The sequence below is a fragment of the Allobosea sp. TAB14 genome (assembly GCF_052113865.1).
GTDB lineage: Bacteria > Pseudomonadota > Alphaproteobacteria > Rhizobiales > Beijerinckiaceae > Allobosea > Allobosea spartocytisi.
In genome coordinates this window covers 21,342-29,214 of the sequence record NZ_JBFRDQ010000025.1, presented here as the reverse complement: position 1 = coordinate 29,214, position 7,873 = coordinate 21,342, and the positions used below count along the sequence as shown (strand labels likewise).

The 7,873-nt window shown below is 66.1% G+C and carries 6 protein-coding genes; 2 read left to right on the top strand and 4 right to left on the bottom strand.

What is annotated here, in order from left to right; genetic code table 11:
• The 4 genes from AB4Y99_RS05860 to murA form a co-directional block, all read right to left on the bottom strand.
• The coding region (locus AB4Y99_RS05860) for a UPF0262 family protein (RefSeq protein ID WP_441522673.1) at positions 1-228 on the bottom strand (228 nt) is incomplete at its 3' end.
• 151 nt (positions 229-379) lie between these two features.
• On the bottom strand, positions 380-1,672 hold the full coding sequence (gene hisD, locus AB4Y99_RS05855; RefSeq protein WP_441522672.1) for a histidinol dehydrogenase: 1,293 nt from the start codon (positions 1,670-1,672) through the stop codon (positions 380-382).
• 172 nt (positions 1,673-1,844) lie between these two features.
• Positions 1,845-2,288, bottom strand: a complete 444-nt coding sequence (locus tag AB4Y99_RS05850) for a DUF2948 family protein (protein WP_038360557.1) — start codon at positions 2,286-2,288, stop codon at positions 1,845-1,847.
• A 59-nt stretch (positions 2,289-2,347) separates the two neighbouring features.
• The gene (gene murA / locus AB4Y99_RS05845; protein WP_038362174.1) at positions 2,348-3,637 is read right to left on the bottom strand and encodes a UDP-N-acetylglucosamine 1-carboxyvinyltransferase; all 1,290 of its coding nucleotides are present in this window, start codon (positions 3,635-3,637) and stop codon (positions 2,348-2,350) included.
• 674 nt (positions 3,638-4,311) lie between these two features.
• Here murA and AB4Y99_RS05840 point away from each other — a divergent pair.
• Both AB4Y99_RS05840 and AB4Y99_RS05835 read left to right on the top strand, forming a co-directional pair.
• A complete protein-coding gene (locus AB4Y99_RS05840; protein ID WP_112763052.1) occupies positions 4,312-5,253 on the top strand; it encodes an enoyl-CoA hydratase-related protein in 942 nt (313 codons plus the stop codon).
• Positions 5,254-5,448: 195 nt separating this feature from the next.
• Entirely contained in the window at positions 5,449-7,779 is a 2,331-nt protein-coding gene (locus tag AB4Y99_RS05835; RefSeq protein WP_051987649.1) for a putative bifunctional diguanylate cyclase/phosphodiesterase, read from the top strand.
• Positions 7,780-7,873: the final 94 nt, after the last annotated feature.

The window sequence follows — 7,873 nt, the reverse complement described above, 5'->3', positions numbered from 1 at the left end:
CCCGTCCGACTCCTTGATGTCGAAGACGAGGCGGCGCTCGACCAGCGCGAGATGGGCGAGGTAGGGCCCGCCCTCATGACCCGGTACGTTGAAGCGGTTGCGCTCGATCAGATCGTAGATCGCGATGGCGCGCTCGTGCTCCTGATCGGGCGAGCCGCGCCCGAGCGAGGATTCATCGAGGGTGACGCCGACGAGGGACTGCTTTTCCGAAGACGGGACGGCCGACATCGCTCCTCCTGTTACGGCACGGCCCTTTCGGCAGCGCCGAAAGAATGCGCCGGTCAGATTGCGAAGCAATCTGACCGGATCACGCTTTCTCTATCAAACATCGAGAGACGGATTCACCGATCAGGCCGATTCAATCCGACCGAATCCGTCTCTAGAGATTGAGCCTGATCGTCACGGAACGGCCATGCGCCTGCAAGCCCTCCGCTTCGGCCAATTGCGTGGCGGCGGGTGCGAGCCTGCGCAGCCCCTCCGGCCCGCATTTCAGCAGCGAGGTGCGCTTCATGAAATCGCCGACGCCGAGACCGGATGAAAAGCGGGCCGAGCGGGCGGTCGGCAGCACATGGTTGGGGCCGCCGACATAATCGCCGATCGCCTCGGGCGTATGACCGCCGAGAAAGATCGCGCCGGCATTGCGGATGAGGCCGGCAAGATGCTCGGGATGTTCGGTGATGATCTCGAGATGCTCCGGCGCGAGGCGGTCGACCAGCGGCACGGCCGCTTCCAGATCGGCAACGAGCAGGATCGCGCCAAAATCCTGCCAGCTCTTTCCGGCGATCCCGGCGCGCGGCAGCGTCGCGAGCTGGGCCGCGACGGCCTTCTCCACCTCGGCGGTGAGCGCGGCATCGTCGGTCATCAGGATCGACTGGGYGGAAACGTCGTGCTCGGCCTGCGCCAGAAGATCGGCCGCGATCCAGTCGGGATTGGCGGTCCGGTCGGCGATGACGAGGACTTCGGAGGGGCCGGCGATCATGTCGATGCCGACCTGGCCGAAGACGCGGCGCTTGGCGGCCGCGACATAGGCATTGCCGGGGCCGACGATCTTGGCGACGGGCGCGATCGTTTCCGTGCCATAGGCCAGCGCCGCGACGGCCTGCGCGCCGCCGATGCGGTAGACCTCGTCGATGCCGGCGAGCCGGGCCGCTGCGAGGACGAGCGGGTTGGTCTCGCCGCGCGGCGTCGGCGCGACCATGACGATGCGCGGCACGCCGGCGACCTTGGCGGGGATCGCGTTCATCAGCACCGAGGAGGGGTAGCTCGCCGTGCCGCCCGGCACATAGAGGCCGACGGCCTCGATGGCGCTCCAGCGCCAGCCGCTCTCGACGCCGGCCTCGTCCTTCACCCAGGAGTCTTCGGGCTTCTGACGACGGTGATAGGTCTCGATGCGCGCGCGCGCCGTTTCCAGCGCTTCCAGCAGCTCCGGCGAGCAGGCCGCGACGGCGGCGTCGATCTCGGCTTCGCTGACACGCAGCGTCCGCGGCGCCAGATCGAGGGCATCGAAGCGGCTGGTATAGGCGATCAGCGCCGCATCGCCCCTGGCGCGGACCTCGGCGATGATGTCGGCGGCAACGCGATCGACCTCCTCGGAAACCTCGCGCTTGGCGGAAAGCAGTGCCGCGAAGCCCTCGGCAAAGCGCGCATCGCGGTCGTCGAGCCTGATCGGCATGGATATCCTCGCTATTGGCAGACCGGACCGCGCTTCCGGGGGCGAAGGCCGAACCAGCAACCGCCATCCCAGGCGGACCGACGCGGCCGAAGCCGCTTGTCCGGGATGACGCGCGTTCTTTAGACGAAGGGTGGCGGCGATTAAAGTTGTCGCCGGAGGAAAAGCGGCGCGGTCAGGTGTCGGGATGGCCGGGCGTCGCCACCGCTTCCCAGACCGGGCCGAGATCCTTCATCTGGGCCTCGACGCATTCGACGGAGAGCCGGATTGCGGCCCCTTCCGAGAAGTGCAGCGTCACGTCGCCGGCAGGCTCCGCGCTATGGTCGAAGGTGATCGCCAGCAGGTTCAGCACCTTGCCGGGCTCTGCCTGATCGAGCCTGGCGCTGCGGACGGCGAGCACGCGGTCGAAATGCAGGGCGGCCAGCCGGCGGCGACGCTTGCCATGCGCGGCGCCCTCCCAGTCGAAGCGGCGCGCCGCGAGGGCGAAGCGCTTCTCGGACGGCAGATAGACGATATCTGCCGTCTTCAGCACCGCATCCTGAAGATGGGCGGAGACAATGGCGAGGTCGTCGGCGTCGAGCGCGACGAGCTTCAGCGGTTCGGCGGCATCGTCAGACATGAGATTGTTCTGACGAGCCGCCTCAAGAAAATCAACAACCTAAAATCGGCAGCCCGCAATCAGCTGCTGATGCGCTCGACGACGGCGCCGCAACGGCCGAGCTTGGCCTCCAGCGCCTCGAAGCCGCGATCGAGGTGATAGACCCGGTTGATCGTGGTGTCGCCCTCGGCGGCGAGACCGCCGATCACGAGCGAGACCGAGGCGCGCAGATCGGTCGCCATCACCGGCGCGCCGGTCAGCTTCCGGACGCCCTCGACATGGGCGACATCGCCGTCGAGCCGGATCCTGGCACCGAGGCGGGCAAGCTCCTGCACATGCATGAAGCGGTTCTCGAAGATGGTCTCGCGGATGCGCGAGGTGCCCTTGGCCTTGGTCATCAGCGCCATGAACTGCGCCTGCAGATCGGTCGGGAAGCCGGGGAAGGGATCGGTGTCGACATCGACGGCATCGATGCCGTGGCCGTTGCGGCGCACGCGGATGCCCTCGTTCGTCTCGCTGATATCGACGCCGGCCCTCACCAGCGCGTCGAGCGCCGATTGGAGCAGATCGGCGCGTGCGCCCTCGAGCATGACATCGCCGCCGGTCATGGCGACGGCCATGGCATAGGTGCCGGTCTCGATGCGATCCGGCAGGACGGCGTGGTGGGCGCCGCCCAGGCGTGAAACGCCGGTGACGACGATCCGCGAGGTTCCCGCCCCCTCGATCTTGGCGCCCATCTTGACGAGGCAGGCCGCGAGATCGGTGACCTCGGGCTCACGCGCCGCGTTCTCGATCACGGTCGTGCCCTCTGCGAGGACGGCGCCCATCAGCGCGGTATGCGTGCCGCCGACGGTGACTTTCGGGAAGACGATCTCGCCGCCCTTCAGCCCCTTCGGCGCCCGCGCCAGCGCATAGCCGTTCTCGATGACGATCTCGGCGCCGAGCTTCTCCAGCGCCATCAGCAGCAGGTCGACGGGGCGGGTGCCGATGGCGCAGCCGCCCGGCAGCGAAATCTTGGCCTCGCCCATGCGCGCCAGGATCGGCGCGATGACCCAGAAGCTCGCCCGCATGGTCGAGACCAGCTCGTAGGGCGCGCAGGTGTCGACGATCTGGCGCGCGGTCAGCGAGATCGTCTGACCGGTCTCGGCCGACTGGCCGATGCGCTTGCCGGCGACGGTGCGGTCGACGCCGTGGTTGGAGAGGATGCGCGACAGGGCGGTGACGTCGGACAGACGCGGGACATTGGTCAGCGTCAGCGTCTCGTCCGTCAGCAGGCTCGCGATCATGAGCGGCAGGGCGGCGTTCTTGGCGCCGGAAATCGGGATGGCGCCATTGAGGCGCTGGCCGCCGGTGATGCGGATCTTGTCCATCGTCAGGTCCTGCTCGGCCGGCGGGGTCAAGGGCCCGCGGCGCGTGGAAATCGGGAAAATCAGGTCCGCGGAGTGTCGGCCTGAGCTGGCGGCGCCGGTTCATGCGCTTGCGCCTCCTCCACACGGCGAGCGCGAGCCTGCGCCTTGCGGCGCTTCAGGTTCTCGCGAAGGGCGGCGGCAAGGCGCGCCTGCTTCTCGTCGTCGGCGGYCTGGCGAGTCACGGCATCAACTCGGCATCGGTGTTTGAACGCGGGAACGCGGCGAATTCGCGGCATCATGGTTAGCCGGACAGCCGGCCGCGGACAAGCGCGGCCGCGAAGCGGGCCGTGGGACGCAGCTGTGCCATGGCGGCGCCGGCTCCGTGCCGTTCCGTGACAATGCATGGACAGCCGCGCGCTCGCTGCAATCGGGCGCGCCCGAAGGTTTCGCAGACGGCCGCAACGAAACCATTTTTAGCCCCTTAATCAAAAAATCTCGCAATTTTATTGCGCTAACTTTGACCGACCTCCGAGGCCCGTTTTTTGCCGGGTGGACGCGACAGACGCGCATCCGAGGGAAACCATGACGATACGTAAATCGGAAATATTAATGAAATTAACCATTTCCGCCGGAATGCGTTTACAGTTTGTTAAGCTCGTTTACCCTGACTATGTCGATATTGCGGGGATTGCGTCATGCTCGAGTCCTTCACGATGAATGGAGATCATGCCGGCTCTGCGCTCATCGAGAGCTGCGAGGTGATCGACGCCATTCGTTACAAGGCGGGATTTCTGCCAGAGGTGGAAATCGCCTATGAATCGGCGATCAAAACGCTCTGGGTGACGATCCGACCCGAGCTGAAACCAGTCTTCACGCTGCAGTTGCTCGACAGCCTGGTGAAGATCCAGAGCGCGATCGTCGCGCTCTGGGGCGCGCCAGACCAGTATCACCGTGCACCGGTGCGCTTCCTCGCCTTCCGCGGAACCGGCCCCTTCTTCACGCTGGGCGGCGATCTCGACTTCTACCTGGATTGCCTGGCGAAGAACGACCGCGCGGCCCTGGCGGAATATGCGCGCCTCTCGGCCGAGGGCGCGATCTGGAACACCGGCGGCCTGAACGGGCTCGTGGTGACGCTGTCGACCATCCATGCCAAGGCGATCGGCGGCGGCATCGACGCGCCGCGCTCCTGCAACGTCATGATCGCCGAGGAGCAGGCCTCGTTCGTCTATCCGGAGATCAAGTTCAACCATTTCCCGATCACGGCCGTGGCGATCCTGTCGCGGCGGATGGGCCCACGCGCGGCGGAGAAGCTGCTGATGTCCGGCGAGGAAATGAGCGCCGAGGCCTTCATGGAGGCCGGTGGGCTCGAGGCGGTCGTGCCGACCGGGACCGGCGAGGCCTGGATCCGCAAGTACTGCGCCGATACCCTGCCGATCCATGCCGCCAGGACGGCTCTCTTCAGGGCCTTCAACCGCCGCGCCGGCGACCTGCGCGAGGAATTGTCCCATCTCGGCCAGATCTGGACCGACTGCATGCTGCGCCTGAGCCCGAGCGCGATCTCGAAGCTGCAGCGCATCGCGCAGACTCAGGACCGGATGCTGGCGCGCGTCTATCAGCGTCAGGCGGAAACCGCCTGACGCCTACCGCCGACTGTAAAACTTCCGACAATTCAATCGGGAGGATATATGGCGTTGCGTCATCCGCACGCCTGATCGAAGATTGGACCAGAATCTCACGAAGCATTTACTTCTACTCGCCTACAGCTTCAGATCACGTGGGACGTCCGGAAATCTCACGCATCGAGCCGCCAGAGGTGGCAAAGGCAGGAGTGAATGGCAGACGCTTTCCAGCGTTTGATCGCCACAGGACAGCGCGACCGGGGCGATGATTTCGACCTGACCGGCTATACCCTGCTGGTCAATTCCCTGTTCTCCTCGCCCGCCTCCATCATTCCCGGCGGGATCGCCGGCATCCTCACGCCCTTTCTCTGCTGGATTTCGACCGGGTCCGACATCTTCATCCAGCTGACGTTGCTGGTGGCCCTCGTCGTCGTGCTGCGCATCTCGACCGTCATCACCTATCGGCGCCGCAACCATGCGCATGACAACTATGCCCAGACGCGGCGCTGGGATCGCGACTATTTCCTCGGGGCGACGGCCTTCAGCGCCGTGCTCGGCTACAGCTGCTACGTCGCGCTCGTCCACACCGACGACCCCGCCGCTCACATCACCTCGGTGTCGTCGACGATCGCATTGGCCTCGGGCTATGTCTCGCGCAATGCCGGGCGGCCGAAATTCGTCGCGGTCCAGCTGCTGACCTTCTGCGTCCCGATGGCCATCGGCCTGATCGCGGCCAGCAATCCCTATTACAAATATATCGGCTATTTCGCCTTCCTGTACGTGGCGGCCAATATCGCGATCACCAACTCGCTCCATCGCAACCTGCTCGCGCTGAGCGACGCGACGAAGCAGTCGAAGGCGCTCGCCACCGCGCTGCATTCGCAGAACCTGACGCTGGATGCGGCGCTCAACACCATGATCGACGGGCTGGCGATGTTCGACCGCAGCCTCAAGCTCGCCGTCAGCAACGCCCCGCACAGCGCGCTCTACGGCCTGCCGGAGACGCTTGCCCTGCCCGGCACGCCGCTGACGGCGATCGCGCGCTTCCTGGTCGAGCGGCAGGTCATCAGCTCCGAGCAATTGCGCGACATCCGGTCGGCCCTGGTCACCGTGCAGTCGACGCAGCAGGCCGCCAGCCAGGAGGTCGTCACCCGTGGCGGCCTCGTGCTCGTCGTGACCTTCGCCCCGGCCGCCGAAGGCGGCATCCTGATGCTGACGGAGGACGCGACCGAGCGGAAGCGGACGGAAGCCCGCATCGAGCAGATGGCCCGCTTCGACGAATTGACCGGGCTTGCAAACCGCTTCGAATACAACCGGCATATCGACGAGGCTTTCGCGCGGCTCGAGCGGACGGGCGAGACCTTCGCGCTGCTCTATGTCGATCTCGACGGSTTCAAGCAGGTCAATGACAGCCTGGGGCACGATATCGGCGACCAGGTCCTGATGGAGACCGCCAGCCGGCTGCGCAGCGCAATCCGCAGCAACGACATGCTGGCGCGCTTCGGCGGCGACGAGTTCCTGCTCATCCTGCCCTCCGCCGACCATGCGGTGGTCACGGCCGTTGCCCAGCGCATGATCGACAGCATGACGCGCTCCTTCGACGTCGACGGGAAGACCGTCTACGTCACGGCCAGCATCGGCATCGCGATGGCGCCCGTCGACGGCGCGTCGTCGGCCGACCTGCTGCGCCACGCCGACACCGCGCTCTACAAGGCGAAATCCGCCGGCCGCAACATGCTGATGTTCTTCAACCCGGCCATGGCCGAGGAGATGATGGAGCGGCACGAGATCGAGGTCGACCTCCGCAAGGCCAGCGTCGACGGCTCGCTCGAACTCTTCTACCAGCCCATCGTCGACCTGAAGACGCAGGTCGCCGTGTCGCGCGAGGCGCTGATGCGCTGGCGCCATCCGGTTCGCGGCATGGTTCCTCCCGGCGTCTTCATTCCCATCGCCGAGCAGTCCGGGCTGATCGCGGCCATGGGCGACTGGGCCATCCGGCAGGCCTGCAAGGACGCCGCCGGCTGGGAGCCCGGAATTAGCGTCTCGGTCAACGTCTCGCCGCTGCAATTCCGCGAGCCGCGGCGCCTCATCGACACGGTGAAGGAGGCGCTGATCGCCTCCGGCCTCAGCTCGCGGCGGCTGACGCTCGAGATCACGGAATCGCTGCTGATCGAGGACAACAAGCTCACGCTCTCCGTGCTCGAGGAACTCAGGGCACTCGGCGTGAGCTTCGCCCTGGACGATTTCGGCACGGGCTATTCCGCCCTCGCCTATCTCTCGACCTACCCGATCGCGCAGGTCAAGATCGACCAGAGCTTCGCGCGCGACGTGCACAACAGCGAAGCCCCCAAGGCCATCATCGAGGCGGTCTGCCAGCTCGCGCGCCGGCTGCAGATGAACGTGGTGGTCGAAGGCATCGAGACCGAACAGCAGCGCATCGCGGTGCAGCTTCTCGGCGCCCATCGCGCCCAGGGCTATCTGTTCGGCAGGCCGGAGAGCCTTTCCAACCTCAAGCAGGGCGGCGGCAACCGCAGCGTCGCCTGAGACGTCCGAACGATCTCCCGTCAGGCCGGCCTTTGCCAAATCGGCCTTGATTCCGCCCACTCGACAACGCATCAGCGATGGGGACAGCAGGCGG

Bases quoted from the DNA above. Each gene is read 5' to 3' on its own strand.
- AB4Y99_RS05850 (WP_038360557.1), bottom strand. From the start codon at position 2,288: ATGTCTGACGATGCCGCCGAACCGCTGAAGCTCGTCGCGCTCGACGCC.
- murA (WP_038362174.1), bottom strand. From the start codon at position 3,637: ATGGACAAGATCCGCATCACCGGCGGCCAGCGCCTCAATGGCGCCATC.
- AB4Y99_RS05840 (WP_112763052.1), top strand. From the start codon at position 4,312: ATGCTCGAGTCCTTCACGATGAATGGAGATCATGCCGGCTCTGCGCTC.